Annotated in this window: 13 protein-coding genes; 5 read left to right on the top strand and 8 right to left on the bottom strand. The window is 58.6% G+C overall.

All coding sequences use genetic code 11. From position 1 onward, the window contains the following. Positions 1–65: 65 nt before the first annotated feature. Complete coding sequence (locus AC13GI_RS12590) at positions 66–647, top strand: ATP-binding cassette domain-containing protein (protein ID WP_482996430.1); 582 nt, start codon at positions 66–68, stop codon at positions 645–647. Here AC13GI_RS12590 and AC13GI_RS12585 read toward each other — a convergent pair. After that, a complete protein-coding gene (locus AC13GI_RS12585) occupies positions 628–990 on the bottom strand; it encodes a hypothetical protein (RefSeq protein ID WP_482996429.1) in 363 nt (120 codons plus the stop codon). The genes AC13GI_RS12590 and AC13GI_RS12585 overlap by 20 nt on opposite strands. Continuing rightward, entirely contained in the window at positions 991–1,350 is a 360-nt protein-coding gene (locus tag AC13GI_RS12580) for a hypothetical protein (protein ID WP_482996428.1), read from the bottom strand. Between the two features lie 231 nt (positions 1,351–1,581). Between AC13GI_RS12580 and AC13GI_RS12575 the strand changes: the two genes are divergently transcribed. Then, the gene (locus tag AC13GI_RS12575) at positions 1,582–2,259 is read left to right on the top strand and encodes a response regulator (RefSeq protein ID WP_482996427.1); all 678 of its coding nucleotides are present in this window, start codon (positions 1,582–1,584) and stop codon (positions 2,257–2,259) included. A 10-nt stretch (positions 2,260–2,269) separates the two neighbouring features. Here AC13GI_RS12575 and AC13GI_RS12570 read toward each other — a convergent pair whose 3' ends face one another. Continuing rightward, positions 2,270–4,672, bottom strand: a complete 2,403-nt coding sequence (locus AC13GI_RS12570) for an ATP-binding protein (protein ID WP_482996426.1) — start codon at positions 4,670–4,672, stop codon at positions 2,270–2,272. 404 nt (positions 4,673–5,076) lie between these two features. Here AC13GI_RS12570 and AC13GI_RS12565 point away from each other — a divergent pair, with 404 nt between their 5' ends. Continuing rightward, positions 5,077–5,796, top strand: a complete 720-nt coding sequence (locus AC13GI_RS12565; RefSeq protein ID WP_482996425.1) for a response regulator — start codon at positions 5,077–5,079, stop codon at positions 5,794–5,796. 437 nt (positions 5,797–6,233) lie between these two features. Here the strand turns inward: AC13GI_RS12565 and AC13GI_RS12560 are convergent, their stop codons facing one another. From AC13GI_RS12560 to AC13GI_RS12540, 5 genes are all read right to left on the bottom strand, one after another. Further along, a complete protein-coding gene (locus AC13GI_RS12560; RefSeq protein ID WP_482996424.1) occupies positions 6,234–10,340 on the bottom strand; it encodes an ESPR-type extended signal peptide-containing protein in 4,107 nt (1,368 codons plus the stop codon). 127 nt (positions 10,341–10,467) lie between these two features. Next, positions 10,468–11,175: a pilus assembly protein gene (locus tag AC13GI_RS12555; protein ID WP_482996423.1), complete on the bottom strand. Its 708-nt coding sequence runs from the start codon at positions 11,173–11,175 to the stop codon at positions 10,468–10,470. Positions 11,176–11,207: 32 nt separating this feature from the next. After that, a complete protein-coding gene (locus AC13GI_RS12550; RefSeq protein WP_482996422.1) occupies positions 11,208–12,350 on the bottom strand; it encodes a CfaE/CblD family pilus tip adhesin in 1,143 nt (380 codons plus the stop codon). Continuing rightward, positions 12,347–15,067 (bottom strand): TcfC E-set like domain-containing protein, encoded by a 2,721-nt coding sequence (locus AC13GI_RS12545; RefSeq protein ID WP_482996421.1) that lies wholly within the window; start codon positions 15,065–15,067, stop codon positions 12,347–12,349. The genes AC13GI_RS12550 and AC13GI_RS12545 overlap by 4 nt, the downstream gene beginning before the upstream one ends. Positions 15,068–15,119: 52 nt before the next feature. After that, positions 15,120–15,629: a CS1 type fimbrial major subunit gene (locus tag AC13GI_RS12540; RefSeq protein WP_482996420.1), complete on the bottom strand. Its 510-nt coding sequence runs from the start codon at positions 15,627–15,629 to the stop codon at positions 15,120–15,122. A gap of 431 nt (positions 15,630–16,060) precedes the next feature. Here AC13GI_RS12540 and AC13GI_RS12535 point away from each other — a divergent pair, with 431 nt between their 5' ends. Together AC13GI_RS12535 and AC13GI_RS12530 are read left to right on the top strand one after the other, a co-directional pair. Further along, complete coding sequence (locus AC13GI_RS12535) at positions 16,061–16,744, top strand: response regulator (RefSeq protein WP_482996419.1); 684 nt, start codon at positions 16,061–16,063, stop codon at positions 16,742–16,744. Between the two features lie 256 nt (positions 16,745–17,000). Continuing rightward, positions 17,001–17,738 (top strand): hypothetical protein, encoded by a 738-nt coding sequence (locus AC13GI_RS12530; RefSeq protein ID WP_482996418.1) that lies wholly within the window; start codon positions 17,001–17,003, stop codon positions 17,736–17,738. The last annotated feature ends 87 nt before the right edge of the window (positions 17,739–17,825 follow it).

Here is a 17,825-nt window from a genome sequence, read left to right as displayed (position 1 = left end):
GACTTTCGAGATCTCGGCAGGAGACAGTCAGGACGGGACTGTGTTGCAGATCAGCGACGGCGTGGTTGGCTATCGAGACCAGGCGCACCCGGTTCTTGAAGGCATCTTCACTACGGCTCGAAAAAGGCGAGCGTATTGCGGTCATTGGCCCGAATGGCTCAGGCAAGTCGAGCCTGGTGAAGGCATTGCTGGGGGCGCCTGAGATCGTGGCACAGGGTGACTGGGTTGTCCCTGCTGCTGATCGGATTGGCGTCATTGACCAGCACTACCAGAACCTGGACGACAAACTCAGCCCTGTGGAAGTGCTTTCCGGCATCGCTCCTACCTGGTCAATGGAGCGAATTCGCACCCATCTGGCTGATTTCCTATTCCGCGGCAGCAAGGCGGTAGATCGCCTAGCTGGCGACCTGTCTGGAGGTGAGCGCGCCCGCCTCGCGTTGGCGTGCATTGCGGCCCGGCCGCCGCGCCTGCTGATTCTGGACGAAGTAACCAACAATCTCGACATGCGGACCCGTGCCCATGTCCAGGAAGTGCTGGGATCCTATCCCGGCGCAGTGCTGATGATCTCCCACGACAACATCTTCCTGGACGCGATGCAGCCAGGCCAGATTCTCGACTGTGGTCCGATCAGCCACCAACGCAGGTGAGTTGCGCATTCTTCCGACTGCTAGCTACAACAGGAGCAAGCTGCTCGCAATCATCCCCGCCGGAGATATCCGGCATCGGTGTTCCTGGTGAGACGTTCGCCAGGAGCTCACGCCCAAGTGAGGTCAGGCGCAGTTCGACCCTGTAGTCTTTTGGCTCTCCAAGCACCTTGAAGTCCGCCACTTCAATCAAGCCTTGGATGGCTAGGATATCGAGCGCGATGATCGCCCTGCGTGCACTTCGTTCAAGATAGCCGGTGCTGACGGCCTGGCCGTTGGCCACGCCTAGGAGTGCTCCGGTTTGCAGGTTGTGCATCAGCTGATGCGCGTAAGGACTGTTCCACATTCAGGGACACCTCTCAGGACTGAATTCGATGGCGACCACGCTGGCAGCTGCGAGCTCTGGCCCAGTCTCGGCAATCACGATCTCCTCACGCTCGAAGTGTGGCGAACTGCGCATCATATGCAGGAGGTAGCGCCCCTTCGTGGTGAGACCTACAGTGGCCCCGGCAAACTTCTCCCCGGTAACGTCTCGGGAGCCGATCGATGCCAGCAAGCCGGTCTGGATCATGAAGCCGTAGGCGGCTGTCACTTCCTTCCGGCCCCAGCCATGAACCTTCAACTCGGCAAGGCAAAAGCCGGGCACCGGCGTTTCAAATCGCTGTAGCATCAGTAGAGTCCGGCGGGAAGAAAGCATCCTGGTCATGCTCTAAGTCGCTCCAAGGGCGGGCGGGAGCCGGCTGCCGCCAACTCTCCGCCCAAGCTTGGCCAGCAAGGAGGGGGAAGCGAATAGAACTATTTCCAAAATGGGCTGGATCCCCCTTGGCCTACCCAGCATCGAGGCCTGCGAGCCGGGGGCATGCCCTGCGCTCAGCAGGCTTGGTGGTCCCGGGCAGGGCATGCCATGATGGGCTCTATCCCGCCATCTTCTCCTTCCATGGCTGCCATCCCTGCCCCAATCACCATCGCGTTGCTGGATGACCATCCGATCGTGCGCAGTGGGCTGAATTTTCAGCTCCAACAGGAGCCGGGACTGCAGGTCGTAGCGAGCTACGGAAGCAGCGCCGAGCTGATGGCGTACCTGGCTCGCAATGCCGTGGATGTAGTGATCACTGATTTCGCGCTGGGTAGCGGGGATATTGATGGCCTGAACTTGATCAGGGCCATCCACGTCAAATTCCCTGATACGCGAATCATCGTGGTATCGGCCCACTACAATCAGGCCACCATCGGTCTAGCCCTCAAGACCGGAGCCAGCGGCTTCATCGGCAAGGTCCACGAGCCGAAAGAGCTGGCAATGGCCGTTCTGGCGGTGATGCGCGGCAAGACCTATCTGAATCCGGATATGGCCCGCTCGCTGGATGAGTACCGGTTCTCCGGCCCTTCCGATGCCGGCGAGGAAAGCTCCGGTGACCTGCTCAGCGATGCCAAGCTGTCTCCAAAGGAAGCCGAAGTAGTCCGGTGCGTCCTGGAGGGGCTGTCGACAACCGAGATCTCGGCAAAGTTCAACCGCCAACCCAACACGGTCAGTACCCAGAAGCGTTCGGCCTATCGCAAGCTCGGCATCCATACCGACGGTGAGCTTCACCGCATCCGCCACTTGCTCAAACTCTGAGGTTTTGCGATTAGTTGAAGGGAGTAGAACCTGGGGAGGAATCTCCTGACAAGCTCCAGCCCTGGACATGCGCCACCATCTGATCGATCTCCAGCTCCAGATCAGGGCCGCGCCATCCCTCTCGCTCCACGCGATGGGACCATTCGGCCAGAACCAGATCCTGCGCCATGCCGGCAGCACCGCGTATCCGATGTGCTCGCTGACGCAGCTGAGTCTCGTCTCGACGTTGCGCAGCCTCTCTCAACATTTGTAGATCCTCCAGCAATGCAGCCTGATATCGGGCACGCAACTCAGCTTCAGAGAACTCCTCGAACGGAGCTTCCTCATCCTCATCGTTCAAGTCCAGCGACGAGCCCAGCCAGAGCCGGACAACCCCTTGGATGTCCTCGATCCGAAGCGGCTTCTTCAGAACACCATCCATGCCACTGTCCATGCACTGCCTCAAGTGAGCAGCATCGGTCGCCGCGGATATGGCAATAATCGGCGTCGTCGATCGGCGCAAAGTGGCCTCAAGCCGCCGAATCATGCGTGCCGCCTCATAGCCATCGATTCCAGGCATATGGCAGTCCATCAGGACCATGGCATAGTCGCGCTGACCAAATGCCGTCAGCGCTTGCTCAGCACTCCCTGCAATATCGGCAGCCAAGCCGATTCGTCTGAGCTGCTCGCTGATGATGAACTGGTTATCAGGATGATCATCGACCAACAACACCCGTGCACTCGCCAACGAATCATCCGCTGACACGGCCTGTGTATCTTCCGCCCCAGCTTCGGATTCGACCTGCAAGGTGACCGGAATCGATAGAGTGATCGTAGTGCCCTGCCCCAGCTGGCTCTTCAGCTTCAGCTCGCCTCCCATCAGTTGCACCAGTTCCCGACAGATGGACAGCCCCAGACCAGTACCACCGTATTGACGGGTGGTTGCAGCGTCGGCTTGGCGGTAGGCATCGAAGATCGAGGCCTGATCCTTAAGGGCGATGCCGACCCCGGTATCTGCAACCTCAATCCAGAGATCGGCGCGTTGTCCTTCCGTGGAACGGATTTCCACGCTCAGCTTGACCTGTCCCTTTGAAGTGAACTTGACTGCATTGCCGACCAGGTTCATCAGGACCTGCCGCAGCCGGGTGGGATCCACCAGCACATAGCCAGATGTGATGGTGCCCACATCGATGACAAGTGCTACCCCCTTGGCCTCTGCCTTGGCCCTGAACATGCTCGCCGTTTTGGCGGCCAACGCGGCGACGTTTGCCGGAATGACTTCCAGCTTCATCTGGCGTTCGTCCAGCTTGGAAAGATCCAGAACGTTGTCGAGCAAGGTATCAAGAACTTCGGCTCCATTGACTGCAATGGTGGCCAGCTGACGCTGCTCCGGGTTCAAAGGAGAGTCCAGCAGCATTTCAACTGCACCGACTACTGCATTGATGGGAGTACGGATCTCATGGCTCATGGTTGCCAGGAACCGAGCTTTGACGCGCTCGCTCTCCATTGCGCGTCGGCGCGCTGCATTGGCGCGGTGGGCGAACAGAACGAGCAAGCCAGCCAGTGCCGCCAACAGCAGAATGTAGGGGGCGTTGTACTCAAAGATCGCGCCAAAGGTCGGGGCACCATAATCAGTCTCCCGCAACCATTCGTCGCGCATCTGCGACTCCTCCTGCGTGGTCAGCGTGGCCAGCGCCTTGTCGATGATCGAAGCCAGCATCGGATGATCAGCACTGCTCCCCATCTGAGCCAGCATGTCCAGAGGGATTTCCGGGTGGGATATGTTCAGCTCGCTGAGGTACTTTCGGTTACTAAACGGCTGAAAGGTCATCACCGTTCCCATCGCCGCATCTGCCTTGCCCGCCACAACCGCGTCCAGCGCAGCGTCGGGCGTCGGTGCCTCCAGCACCTGCAGCTTGGGAAAGGTCCGCCGGATCATCTCGGCATACATTCCACTGGTACGAGCAGCGACCACCTTGCCATCGAGCTGGTCCATGCTCAGCACAGCCGGTGCTTCGGGCAATGTAAAAACGACGCTGGAGGCGACCAGATAGGGGCGGGACATGATCACCCGTCCATCCAGGCGAGGCTCGATCCGCCCTTTCATCACATTCGGTAGCAGCAGAACCTCACCCTTTGCAAACCGATCCTGTGCGTCCTTCCAGTTGGTCGCGTCAACAAATTCAAAGCGCAGCCCCGTCTTGCGTGTAATGAATTCAAGGTAATCCGCAGTCAACCCTTTGAACTGACCATCCTCAACATACTCAAGCGGACGTAGCCTGGCGTCGCTGGCAAAGCGTACTACCGGATGCAACTGAATCCAACGCAGCTCGGCTTGATCCAGCGCAGGCAAGCGATCGGCAGCCGATACCGCCGAAACGACCGGTGCGAGTAGACAGAAGACCGACGTAAGAAGCTTGGCAATACGCTTCACTTTACTTCCTTGAAAGGGGGCATCTATTGCTGTGCACAACACCTGACCTAGTGCTCCAAAATGAGCCTGCCGCCATCGAGGCGATTGTGCACCATGCTGCTGTGGCGTGCGATAGGCCAGATGAGCACGGCCATGGTTTTAGAAATCCTTCTATGGGCAGGCATCTTGACCCGGCTCACCATGACCATGCTCCGCCGATTTGGCCTCGTCTTCAGGTCATTAAGCAATTGCAATTGGAGGAAAGCTCTTCGGACTTTCTCAATGGTCACACCCAAATCCCCATTCGAGCGACGACTTTACTCGCGCTTCGGCACCAATGAGCCACTATGCCGAATGCCTTGAAACGCACTGCCTTGAGATCTAGCTCGACGCGCCCCTAACCAAATCACCGGGAGTAAGTAACCATGCAGGGCCCACGTACCGAAGCATCCTCGCTACCCCACACTTTGGCAAGGCGCCTTCAACCGCCCACGCCAGGACTACCCGCAAAACCTCATCAGCCAGCCCGTCTGATCGTCGCAGATGACCACCAGGTGGTCCGTACTGGCATTCGCCATCTGCTCAAACGCAAGAAGCATTGGCAGGTTGTCGGCGAAGCGCAGAGCCCAGAGCAACTTACAAAGCTGTTGGCAGAGCGTGCCTGCGATGTGCTGGTCTGCGATTACTGCATGCCTTCTCCCCTGTACCCAGACGGATCACGAATGGTGCAGGAGATCAGGGCGCGGCATCCGGGGCTCAAGATCCTAGTGATCACCATGCTTACAAACTCCACGCTGCATAGCCATATACGACATGCGGGCGCTGATGCGGTTCTTGAGAAGTCATCGCAACCAGAGTCAATACTGGCCATGATCGAGCTGCTTCTATCTGGAGTTCGATCCCCACCAAATCTCATTGACCGGCAGGCGACACGCCTCACCGCCTCGCAGATGGAGCTGATCCGAATGCTTGCCACAGGGCGCAGCATCTCCGAGATCGCCAAGGCAACCAATAGTTCTGAAGCGACGGTGATGAACCAGAAGATGGCCACATTGCGTCGACTTCATCTCAGACCAGATATCGATCTGCCTCGCTTTGCAGCCAGCATCGGGCTGGCGCATCCTCTGCCTCAGGACGGAGTCTGAGCTGTCCGTTGCCTGTGCGATCTGCCTCCGCGAAGAGGCACGCTACACTGTTCACCCAGTTCTTTCGTATCGCTGAGCCTGCTGCGCTTTGATCTCCGGATCACCTGTGATGTCCAGCTCCCGGGCCGGATGCAGCGGTTCCACCCACTATTCGCACCTGCCCAATCTAGGCGGGGCGTTTTTTCATCAGTCAATGATTCGCTGGGCTGCCCGATCACGGCGACAGAGCTACCTCTGATCTGCAGCATCTTGCAAATGGCCCCTCCTCCCGGTCGATTATTCGTCGAGCCGGGGCGCCGCAGCTTGGGCACGCGGCCGTCGTGGCAAGGTCCTATCAGCAGATTCCTGCTCACCAGAAGCATCATCCGCGGTAACGAACGGGTCCGCCTCGCATAGCTCAAGGCACCCCGGCCAGCTAGCCGGGGTGCCATCATCTACTACCAACCGATACCCACACCGACACCCACACTGCGCTCACCGCTGTTGGTGAATGCGCCGTTGAGACTGAATGTGGCCGAGCCACGCTCATTCAGCACTCGCTGGTAACCAACAGCCAACGCCGACTCCCCGTCAGCGTGACCGACACCTGCGCCAAGCCGATTGTAGGTCTGCAGACCGGCTGTGTTCATGGCCATTGCGCTCTGTGCGCTGCTCATCGCAGCCATACGGTTGAAGCGCTTGTCCATGCCATCCAGTCTCTTGTTCAGGCCCTCGACTGCTGCATCGGTGTACTGATTAGCACGATCCATTGCCTCGTTGAGCTGCTGGACATTGACCGCATCGTTCTCCTCGGTGCCGCGAGCCACGTGCTTGACACTGCGCTCCTCGCCCTCGCTGCCCACTGCCACCGCATGGTCACCCTCCGCCTTGACCGGCTGGGGACTATTGGCCTGCGCCAACGGCGCCTCTGCTGGGCTGTCCACTTCCTGGTCTGAGACCGGCTGTGCATCGGACTGCGTCATTGGCATTGCGATGCGGCCTGCATGGGCACTACGCCCCTCCAAACCGTCAATCTGGCCCTGTAGATCCTTCTGAACCGCATACAGTTGGCTACCATTGACTGCATCTCGACTGCCTGCAGCGATGAGACCATTGGCCACATTGCCAAGCACCATGCCATTGGCGCCCCCGAAGGTCAGCTGCCCGACGCCGTCCGCGCGCTCGGACGGAACTTCCTGGAAAACACGCTGGAAGCGAGCGTCAAGACTATCAATCGACGTTTCGTTTGCGGTAACGGCGCCATCCAGCGCACTCAACGCATCCCCGAGCTTGTGATAGACCCGATCACCCAGCGAGTAAGAGGGAGCGACGATCTGGCCATTCGCATCGATGCCGGCACCTCCATCGAGGCTGGCCAGGGAATCCCTCAGCTGGGCAACGGTAGCTGCATCAGTGCCCGCGGTTCCGCGCGCAACGTTGACGATGCGCCGTTTGATTCCGGAGTTACCTACGGACAACGTATCGGGTGCATCAGCAATTGAAGCATAGCCCAGGGCGATGGCATTAGTTGCCCCGCTCCGAACCTGGCTCGCTGTACCAATCGCGATGCCATTGCTTTCGGCAACCAGTGTCTCAGCACCCAAGGCAAAGCCAGCAACCGCATCAACCTGAACATAGGCTGCGCGACCTAGCGCCACGGAGTTCTTGCTCAGAGCACCGGCAAAGGAGCCAATCGCGGTGCCTCCTTCCGTATCCAACGACGCCCTCGCAGAATCCCCCAGCGCTACAGACAGAAAGCCCGCCCTTGCTGCCACGCTTTCCTGATCCGAGCCGATTGAGAGATATCTTCCCAGCTCTTCAACCCGATCAACTCGAGAATTTGTGGAGTACAGCTGAGCGCCATTGACAACGTCTCGACTCCCTGAAGCCACAAGGCCGTCAGCCACTCCGGTCAGCGACGCACCGCCAAAATCGATCACGCCATCGGATGTCCCCATCAACTGAAGGGGATGGAAATAGTCATTCTTGGCCTTAAGACCTTCAAGCTCGTTTCGGTTCCGAGAGATTTCGCTCTTCGCCTCAAACAACTGATTTCCGGTCACAGCATCGCGGCTACCAGCCTCAATGCGTCCGTCAGCGAGATTGGACAGGATCATGCCTCCAGAGCCGGCAAGCGAGACTTGCCTGGCGCCGTCGCCACGGACAGAGGGCGCATCCTGGAAAATCTCTTGAATGCGGGAGCCAACGTCGTCGATCGCTGCGTCGTTTCTGGTGATTGCTCCATCCAGTTCAGTCAACGCATCACCAACGTTACGGAAGGTCTGTCCATTCAGTTTGTAGCTTGGGGAGATGATCTGTCCATTGACGTCAACGGCAGCTCCACCACCCAAGCCTTCGAGAGCCCCCCTCAGCTGAACAATGGTGGACGCATCCCCATCCGCAGTTCCGCGCGCGATGTTGACAATTCGCCGACTCACCGTTGAGCTACCCACGGATACTGTGTCCGCCTCGCCTGCAATGGATGCGTACCCCAGCGCGACGCTGTTCTTGCCCCCCGCTCGAACTTCACTGTAGGCACCGATTGCGATGCCATTGCTCTCGGCCACGGAGGTGCTCAGACCGAGAGCGAAGCCCCCTTCGGCGTCATGCTGTACATACGATGCGCGACCAAGAGCCACAGAGTTTTTGCTCAGGGCACTAGCGAAGGGCCCGATAGCGGTACCTCCCTCAGAATCCAGCGACGCTCGGGCCGAGTCGCCCAATGCGACAGCAAGGAATCCAGCTTGAGCTTTGACGCTATCCTGATCAGCTCCAACCGACAGGAACTTGCTCAGTTCCTCGATACGACCGACCCGCTGATTGGTCGAGTACAACTGCCCCCCAGTGACGGCATCCGTACTGGCCTCGCTTGATGCGTCTCCAACGCGAATGCCAGTCAGCAGAGCCCCTTCCAGGTCAACGATGGTGCGATCATCATTGAAGCTCACCACACCCTGTAGATCGGGAATATAAGAGTCAAAGTCACTTCTCAGCATGGCAATGTCGCTGCGATTGACGTCTATGTTGGACTCGTTTCCATCGATATCCGCACGATTCACCACAATGCTGTTCGCATTTGCCACTACGGACTGCTGCTGTGCCGCAAGCGCGGTGTTGGTCTCGTGGAGCTGCTTCCCGGTAACGGCCTGGTCACTACTGGCGGCTACCAGGCCATCGGCCAACCCCGAGATGACACGCCCATTGCCAGACTTGTTATGAACATCCAGCACGGCACCGTCATTCTGCGCACCGACAAGCACATCGCCAGTGGCAGAGGCCTGGCTAAGCAGGCCACCCAGCTGTGTGACGATGCCAATGGCATTGGAGGCATCCAGCTTCGCAGCATCCGCCGCAATCTTGGCAGCATTGGCAGTTCCAGTAGCCGAGGAAACGCTCTGATTGGTTGCGTTCAGCTGGCTACCGTTTATCGCTTCATTGCTATTGGCTGACACTGCGCCAGCAGATACGCCGCTGACCACCCGCGCCCCACCGTAGCGATTGTGCAGATAGATCGAAGCTCCGGTGTTCTGTCCACCAACTTGTACCGCCCCATTGGATGCAGTCTGGCTGATCAACCCGCTAACCAAGCTGACCGTCGACAATGCCAAAGAGGCATCCGAGCGTGCCGCATTGGCAGTGTTGATGGCGGTCGCCACATTCTGATTTGTAGCGTACAGCTGATTGCCAGTGACTGCCTCCGAACTGCCCGACCCGACCCACCCGTCCCGGACATTGACAATTGATCGCCGAAGCGAATTGTTCCCGACCGAGACGGTATTGGCAGCGAGCGCCTGCGAACCACTGCCCAGAGCCACACCGCCGGTTGCATTGCTGCCAACAGAAGCCCCTTGACCCAATGCAAGCGAGACCTGCCCGTCCGCGATGGCGTTTGCGCCTAGCGCAATGGCTTTGCTAGCGCGTGCAGCTGAGCTGACACCAAGTGATATCGCGCCTGTCCCGCTAGCATTGGTTCCCCAACCAATGGAGATCGCATCCTGGGCGCGTGTTCGAGAGCCACTTCCCAGCGCGATGCTCGACTGACCGTTCGCGCTCGCGTTGTGTCCTACGGACGTCGCCGACACAGAGTCTGCCCGTGCTCCCGCCCCCAATGCCGTGCCATTATCGGTCATGACAATTGCGTGCTGACCCACTGCCGTTCCATTGGAGCCATTCACGTAAGCGTCGTTTCCGTAACCAACACTGTTGGCTCCGTTCACGATCGCCCTTGAACCCAGTACCATTGAATGGTCGCCGTACAGCTGTGCGTTCTGGTAGGAAGAGTCGTTTACCAACGCAAGTTGCTGATGAGTGGACTGAGGGGTTACAGCCCGCACATTCAAAGCTGCTCCCGATGCGTACCGCATGGATGCCATTGATTGCACAAGACGGTACTCGTCGTCGCGCTCATCGAATGATGATTCCGCCATTGCTGGAAGTGAGAGAAGAATGGCGGCACCCGCGATAAGAGTTCGCGCAGAGCGCTTTCCCCGCCCACGCGTATGCTCGCTAGCCACCATCCAACGATTCAAGGTGGCGTTCCAGATGAGTCTGTATATGCGATTCATTACATGGCTTCCTTTTATAGAGGAGTGAGAAATTGGCAATGCGATACCCTCTCCGCCGGCTTGGCTGGCAGAGGTTCGTTTGATCTAGATTGGAAGCACGCTCGCGCAGAGCTTGCTGCATTAGCTGCTAGAGAGAGATCTCTCGCTTGTGAATGCGTACGCCATGCTGACTAAGGCGATAGTGAATACGAATGCGGTGTCCCGGACTGGGTTTGAATGGAATGGCCAGCTTTTCACCTGGATACACGCTGTGCTCGACGCGGTGCTCTTGGCAGCTCCCGGCAACGTCACAGTTCTCGATCTTCATGACCCCCAGACGTACGTTGCCGCTGTTGTATAAGATCTCTCCGTCCACACGCATGTCAGCGACCGGCTGAGCCGGTATCAGGCTGATCAGTGCTCCCCAGACCAGGCTGACGCCAACGCTGGCACTTGCTCCAGCCTTCTCCTCGCCGACCTCCACCTCGACCGGAGGCCGCACGGCCTCGAAATAGACGCGATACGCAGACTCTTCGGTCACCTGCGATAATGGGATGATCCTTACCAGGCGATTTCCTCCTCCGCCAAGCACGAACTTCCCGGGCGTCACGGCGATACCTTCCAAGCTGCCAGGAGCAAGATCGACTTCCTGCTCCTGTTCAGTGGCGGCGTGCACAAGTCGAGTCACGCGAGTCTGGATGTACTGGACCTTTGGCGTCTGGGAGTAGACCCGAATCTGGCCGCCATGCTCGTCATGGACCGGTAGCCGCATCGGGTAGACACTTAGGTTCGCGTACGCTGGCCCTGCGAGCACTGAAGCAAGGACAAGAGATAGCACCCGAATGCTGGTAGTCATGCTGTTCAAAAGTATTCCTTGTCAGAAGCAGATCAGGGCGAACCGGTGGGTACGTTCATTTCGATATGAAGTACCCCTTGGTAATGACCCTCCGCCTTCGAAGAGGCGGCAACAGATGGCGTCAGCAGAGCCAGTGGAGCTGGCACGCAGTAGACCGGTTGTGTCATCCCGGGCAGGATCACCAGACGCAGAACTGCCGTATCGATACCGCTTAGGGTCCTAAGCACGCCGTTGTCCATGGCCATTGGCTTGCCCCCATACTCCAACGTGATTGCATAGTCGAGCCGGTTCTTCTCATCGGTGCCACCTTCGTCATGCCACACCGAGTACATGCCTGGTGGTCGACCAGCTACTGGGGGAGCACGATCATCAATGGTGACTTCCAGATAAGGACTTTGAGAGCCAAGACCGTCGTACAGGCACATATCGAGCGACGCACGCCCTCCGATTGTTGGCGCACCGATTGGGTTGTAGGCAATGTTGAGACCAACCAACGGTGTTGCGTCGTCCCAGAGAGGGAAGTAGATGCTCGCGTTGGCATGATCTGTAATTGTCAGGTCGAATGTGTACTTGAGGGTGAAGAAGTCCCCCGCGTTCCCACCACCGGAGGGTATACGCATCACCAAGAGCATCTCCGCCTGCCAGTGACCCGCTACCAGCTTCTCCATCTCATTGGCATCCAGCACGAGTAGTGCGCCTGTTCCTGTTGGCATGTCGCCAATGCATTCCCCATCATCGGACGTCCATAATGGCCATTGACCGGAGCTCCAGAAGTCGCTTGCGCATGCTCGTGTTGGGTAGACGCGCAGGAGATGCCCGCGTACGTTCAGGGTGGTTCGGAGATGACTTCTCTTCTCGGTGAACTGGAGAGCAATCGCTCCTGCATTCCCGACGGTTTGACCAGTGTCTTCTGTGGGACATTGGCCCTGCTGGGCATCCGAGTTGGACATGCAAGTGATGTGGATCCGCCCATATCCGTCACTGCTGTCCGAGCTGAAACCCAGCACAGTTCTCTCAGGAATAAGCACCTGATCAGGTGGCGGCGAGGAACGGTCGTAGCTAAGCACGATATGCTCCTCCCTATTGATGGGATCCGTTTCCGGCGGCCGCTGTGCACAGACCGGAAACGCGAGCAGCGCGAGGAGACCAAGCATTGCAGCGCGCAGGAGGCTCATCGTTGCACTCCACCGGCAGCCACAGTCGGTACCTGCTGGGGCAGACTCTGCTCGCGCAGCAGCCGCTGCACACGCGCCTGCTGCTGGACCTGCGCAGGGAGGCGGTTCACAGCTATAGGCTTGCAGCGCACGGCTCCGACCAGAAGCACGACAGCACGCTTTTCGCGCACCTGCAGTGGGCACTCCAGCAGATGATTGGACTGCAGCAGATACAGGGTCCTTTCACGCTGCGGGAAGTCGGCGACGAAGCCGCCGTCACGCCCCAGCGACGGGAGCGGCGCATTGAGAATTCGTGCTCCGTCCAACGCCTTACCTTCACCATCGTGCGCGCGCCCGATGAAGGTGTATGTAAGATCAATTCCAATGGGCATGAGCATCATTCGTCCAGGTGGCAGGAAGACAGACGCACCCACCCCAAGACCGTCAACCCTCACAGATGCAGCCACTTCATGTGAACTGACGTCTTGGACCTCGGTACGACTGGCGGTGTAGCTAGCCAGGGGTAGCAAGCGACGATCACCGAAGTGCAGCAGATGGCGACGAGCCCCGCTGACCCGCACTTCCGCTGCCAGGCCCTGAAGGGCGAGGTCATCTGGACTCTCAACCTCAACACCTACGCCTGCGCCTGAACCCGTGCCCGTGTCGATGCCCCAATAGAGGCCAGAGCGCCCCCAGGCGAATGACGAGGAGTGCGTCGCGCTGTAGCTCATTTCGCTCTTTCCACCACCTTGGAAGCGCGAGACGGTCGCCGCATTGGCGCCGAAGCGGTCCTGCGTTCGCACGCTCGCAAGCACACCTTCGCGCTTCTGGTTGCCTCCACTGATCTCACCACCAACCTCCCTGAAGCCACTTTCTGTTTCCCAACGGCGCACTTGGCCTGCGCGCCATGTCGTCGTTTGAGGAGCATCTCGCCCCTTCTGAAGATCCAGGCCAAGACGATCCTGCCTGGTCATCGCCGGCCGTCTTGTCAGACGGGTCAACGACAAACTCAGGTACGCGCCTCTGTCGCGGTCGCGGCCTCCATTGCCGGCATTTCGCTGTTGGAATACGCCAACCCTGGTCGCCAGGTTGAAACCTCGCCACTGGAAGCTACGGCTGAAACTTGCCTGCAGAGAGCGCGTCAACCGGGGTTCCCCTTGGAACTCAACGAGCGGAGGCACTGGAACCCAAGGCTGTTCCAGCCATGGTGGCGGGTTGTTGGCATACCGCGGAGCAAAGGTCATTCGCCGCGTGTATCCCAGATAGGCCGTTCCACCCGCAAAAGGAGCTGAGATGGATCCACTGAGTGAATCCTGGCAACCCAGCGATTCGGCTGTGTAGGTCAGTCCGTTGCAGGCACCTCCACGCATTCTCTGTTGGAACACATTGAAGGAAACATGGTGACGATAGCTGGCTTGGTGCTGCATACCTCCACTACCGTCAGCACCGCGCAGAATCGCAGTACTTCCGCTGAATTCATGACTACCGATTGTCTTGCGGGCATCCAGGCGCACCTCGGCGTAGCCCACTCCATCGACAACAGCTACGCCGGCGGTACCCGCCAGATCTCGATGGAGCGGCACCCGGACTCCGGCCTGAAGCGATGAGTCGTGATCGCGCATGCCCTCAGAGACGACCCGCCCTCCCTGCACGAACCATTGAAGGGTTTGATCGTTCCAGTTGGAGCCGCTCTTGTTGAACGGTACGTCCTCGCTGCGTACCAGCACCCCATCCTCGAACACCTGCAGGGTTACCACGTAGCTTCCTGCTGGGAAGCGCGTCGTATCCAGGTCATTGATGCCGCCATCCAGATAGAAGCTTTGGAGCAGACGCGCACCCTCGTATGCATCCACACGGGCATTACGCCCAAGCAGCACTGTTACTGGGCTTCCTTGTGCCGCCAGGCTTTGGTCGACGTAGGCCTGTGTGGTACCAAAACGGATGCCTTCGAACCGATCGAGCGGTAGCATTCCAAGCGCGAAGCTCCCACCCAGAGGGCTTGATAGATTGCGGCGATCCATGCGCCCAACCTGGACATAGTGGCGACGTTCAATGTCATGTCTGAAGTAGGCGTCGTTGACCTCCAGCCGCTGGAAACTACCTCGACCTCCCACTTGCTGACGGGCGTAGGTCCAGTCAATGCCAGCATGAGTGTCACGCGTCACACCGAGCACCCCACTACCTTGGGCAGATAGGCTCTGGTAACCCCGTCCACCTCCGACATTGATCGTTTGCTGATGAAAGAACGCGTTCCGTGAGCCGGCACTGGGCTCGTGATAGCGCTCGTGGGCTGGAGTCACTGAAGGCAGCCATTGACGGGCAACGAACAGCTCCAAGGCCGCCTGCCCTTCGTTGTAGATTGCTTCCACGGCGCCTGGATCCTGCGGCGGCGGTAGATAGCCGCAGCCCGCGTGCTCAGCACCATGGAGGCAGGACAGATGGCCGTTTCGAGGCAAAGTACCTGAGAGCGCCGGCAGTAAAGCGGCCTGCGCCTCTGGGCTCAGCTCAAGGGCAGAAAGAACCTTCTCCGGATCCTCCACACGTACGCCATCGGGCGTAACCAGCACGGGCCAGAGACCGGCCGAACGTCCAAGAATGCGCACATCCAAGTGCTCAACCTGACCGGCTACTAGCTCTTCAAATCCGGCCGGCACCGGACTAGCTGCCACGGGTGCACATGCGAGCGCAGCCAATAGCGCCGCGCTCAGCTGCGAATGTACTAGGGTCTTCTTATGCATGAGAGGAGCCAGAGGCGCCGCCGCTCTTAGACGGCGGCGCCAAAGGATTCACTTACGGAGCCTGTGCCAGCACGATGCTCACGACGCCCTCGTACAAGCCAGCTTCCGCAATCGCGGCCTGGACCTTCTGCTTGATCAGCAGCGGCATTGCAATCGAGGCACCCGGAATGTCGCTACCCGTGAACAGGTCCGCAGCATCAAAGGTCTGCTCGGTGGTGCCAAGCTCTTTTCCGCCCAGGCTAACAGTCAGCGGAACAGGCTGCCCCACACCGAGGGTTGCCGCCAGCTCTGCATCCTGCGCCAGACGTACCAAGACAGCCTTCTTGTCATCATTGGCAAAGATGCGCACGGATTCCGTCCAAGCGCTAAGTCCACCAGTACCGACAGGACCGGGTCGATGGGACATTTCCACCATATCGTCCAGTGCCGTGCCATCTGCCTTGAGCAGAGCCAAGGTCGGATCCACGGTTGCCCACACCTTGATGTCTGCCTGGGTAGCGTGAGCGGAGAGCGAGACCGTCGCGAACACGGCGGCGGCAAAGAGCTTCTTCAATAGATGCATGGGGCGAATTCCTTAGATTGATGCCTTGGATGACTGACAGCAGATCGGCATGCCATTGCGGCACGGCGCTGTCAGCCCGGAACAATAGGAACTCGCGCCTCAGTGAACCATACAAAAACTTTACATGTTCCTTTGCACTTGCTCGCCGCAGGGAAGATCCAAGATTCGAATTCCGAACGGGCATGAGCTGGGCATGGGTAGCCCCACAATTCGAACAATCACGAGAGAGTTCTTCCGATATCTCTTCAGCATTCATCCGTAGGATTACGAGAAGATCTGCTCTCTACAGGCGGATCATTCAAATAGCGTAGCGACTCAGCTACAGCCACCTTCTCGCATCGCATCGAGGTCATAGTGCCCGACCCAGTTCTCTCGACGACGAAGATCACGCGACAAGCTTACTCAGCGCCTAGCCATCGATACGCATCGGTGTGAGTACGTTGTGCGCTGGGAAGGCTCGATCGTTCAACCTAAGCAGAACTCCCGTCAGGATTCTGCTAGCAGATGATCACGACGTAATACGCATCGGCGTCCGACATCTTGCCCGCAGCATGAAGTCGTGGCGTGTGGTCGGCGACGCAGGCAACCCATCTGAGCTGCTGGGGCATAGCGCATTACCCACCTGCGACGTCGTCGTGATGGACTACTGCATGCCCGGTGGTGAGCAACCAGATGGGCTGCATCTGATCAGCGCACTTCGTCGCCGAAATCCAGATCTACGCATTGTGCTTCTCACCATGCTACGCAATACGCGCGTACTCGAGGCGGCGCTGTCCGCCGGCGCAGACGCTGTGGTTGAAAAGATCGACGCAGCGGTGGAACTTCTGGTTGCGATTGCAGCAGCTTCTCGTGGCGACCCCTACATTTCCACATCAGTCAGAAAGAGACTGATCGACGGTGACCAATGCCTCAGCACCCGATTGACGACCTCACAACTGGAGGTCGTCCGTATGCTTGCTGGCGGCCTCTCCATCTCACAGATTGCACAGCAAACTCACCGAACGGTTAGCGCCATAAGTCGACTCAAGACCGCGGCCATGGCTCGACTTGGCGTTGAGCACTCCCTGGAACTTCATAGCCATGCTGTCATGATGGGGTTGTCGCCAGTAAGATGATTGGTTCGACCGCGCACGCAGGAATCGTCTCCGCCTTACTTCAATTTCCTCCGGGCCTTAGATCGCCCTGGATGGCGCGGCGCACCTTGCTTGCTTCAGCTTCCGACCCGTGATGGATGTCGATTCCGGTCCGCACAGGAGCCAGAGAGGCAAGGCATTGCTATAGATGAACTGACATCGCTCAAGCAACAGTTTTCGGGCTGGCAGATCAATCTAGCTTGACTGCTATATTTCCCGGCCCAAAGGGAGATCGGACATGCAGAAGTCATTCAACATACTTTTTCTAGTGACTGTGATGGTCATCAGCATCCTCTTTGGCATGGCCATGAACGCAACTCGGCCGTCAGATCTGACGCTGGACCAGCTATTGACCCTCGGAGCAGCCATTGCAGCAGCCCTTGGCACCTGGGCCGTCGGCATCGGAGCAATGCACTACGCAGAGCGGGCTCATGAGCTGAGACTTTCAGAGAACCGGCAGGCATACCAGCGAGAGTTCATTGAGTTGCGCGCGAGGATCGTCAATATCAATTCGGCGATGGACGTCTACTTGAACATCGTCAAGATGTGCGACGGCACTCCAGGCTCGATCGATTCACGCCACACCGCAGTGCACGCCATAACCGACCTCCTTCCCAGGTCTCCACTTGGGATCGCGGGGATGCTCGCCGAAGAGGATCGCGTGACTTGCCACACCATCGACGTAACGATTGTCATGCTCCGCGTTTCGTCCAGCCAGTTCTTGATGTCGTATCCCGTGCCGACCGCATCCGCTGTCGATCAGAAGGTGAAGTGTGCCCCAGCCCCGGAGATCTTTCGGACGATCTGGCCTGCGGATTTGAGCAAGTCGAGCGAGCAGGATGTGCAAGCCGCTCTAACCGAAGAAACGGCGCATTTCCTGTACATAGTCGCGCAGCTTAAGAGCATCTCGAAGCTCGCAAAGGATCTCACGAAGAGCTTGGACGCGAAGCAGATTCACTTGGGGCCTATGCAATAACTCCGCCGGCAAGTAGTCGACCAGCGGGAGACCTGATACCCCCCCTGCATGACGGCCTATCGAGCGAGTCGTCGCCCCAAGCGGCAT

This window comes from Stenotrophomonas sp. 82F1 (assembly GCF_056861525.1).
This window is presented reverse-complemented; position numbering and strand designations above follow the sequence as displayed.

Excerpts from the sequence above, each read along its gene's own strand:
- AC13GI_RS12585 (WP_482996429.1), bottom strand. The coding sequence starts at position 990 with ATGTGGAACAGTCCTTACGCGCATCAGCTGATGCACAACCTGCAAACC.
- AC13GI_RS12580 (WP_482996428.1), bottom strand. The coding sequence starts at position 1,350 with ATGACCAGGATGCTTTCTTCCCGCCGGACTCTACTGATGCTACAGCGA.
- AC13GI_RS12575 (WP_482996427.1), top strand. The coding sequence starts at position 1,582 with ATGGCTGCCATCCCTGCCCCAATCACCATCGCGTTGCTGGATGACCAT.
- AC13GI_RS12565 (WP_482996425.1), top strand. The coding sequence starts at position 5,077 with ATGCAGGGCCCACGTACCGAAGCATCCTCGCTACCCCACACTTTGGCA.
- AC13GI_RS12560 (WP_482996424.1), bottom strand. The coding sequence starts at position 10,340 with ATGAATCGCATATACAGACTCATCTGGAACGCCACCTTGAATCGTTGG.
- AC13GI_RS12555 (WP_482996423.1), bottom strand. The coding sequence starts at position 11,175 with ATGACTACCAGCATTCGGGTGCTATCTCTTGTCCTTGCTTCAGTGCTC.
- AC13GI_RS12550 (WP_482996422.1), bottom strand. The coding sequence starts at position 12,350 with ATGAGCCTCCTGCGCGCTGCAATGCTTGGTCTCCTCGCGCTGCTCGCG.
- AC13GI_RS12545 (WP_482996421.1), bottom strand. The coding sequence starts at position 15,067 with ATGCATAAGAAGACCCTAGTACATTCGCAGCTGAGCGCGGCGCTATTG.
- AC13GI_RS12540 (WP_482996420.1), bottom strand. The coding sequence starts at position 15,629 with ATGCATCTATTGAAGAAGCTCTTTGCCGCCGCCGTGTTCGCGACGGTC.
- AC13GI_RS12530 (WP_482996418.1), top strand. The coding sequence starts at position 17,001 with ATGCAGAAGTCATTCAACATACTTTTTCTAGTGACTGTGATGGTCATC.